We start from the raw sequence: 506 nt of genomic DNA on the forward strand, positions 1-506 counted from the left end.
TGTGATTATGAAAGACGGGATTGTTCAGCAAGTAGGTGCGCCGAAAACCGTTTATAACCAACCCGCGAATATGTTTGTTTCCGGATTTATTGGATCACCAGCGATGAATTTTATTCGCGGCACGATCGATGGCGATAAATTCGTTACGGAAACGCTTAAATTAACCATTCCCGAAGAGAAATTAGCGGTTCTGAAAACACAGGAAAGTTTGCATAAGCCCATCGTGATGGGAATACGACCGGAAGATATTCATCCGGACGCGCAAGAGGAAAATAACATTTCCGCCAAAATTAGCGTGGCAGAATTAACCGGTGCGGAATTTATGCTCTACACCACGGTTGGGGGGCACGAGTTAGTGGTCCGTGCTGGTGCGTTAAATGATTATCATGCAGGAGAAAATATCACTATTCATTTTGATATGACGAAATGTCATTTCTTTGATGCAGAAACGGAAATAGCAATTCGCTAAATACAGGGGGAAGGCATTCCCCCAGGATAATACAAGG

Annotated in this window: 1 protein-coding gene; it reads left to right on the forward strand. The window is 43.7% G+C overall.

The window, feature by feature from the left end; genetic code table 11:
• Positions 1–469: TOBE domain-containing protein (locus ACS8YF_RS20210; RefSeq protein WP_440851835.1), on the forward strand; the 469-nt coding region annotated here is incomplete at its 5' end.
• Positions 470–506: the final 37 nt, after the last annotated feature.

It is taken from the genome of Salinisphaera sp. SWV1 (assembly GCF_052044155.1).
Classification (GTDB): domain Bacteria; phylum Pseudomonadota; class Gammaproteobacteria; order Nevskiales; family Salinisphaeraceae; genus Salinisphaera.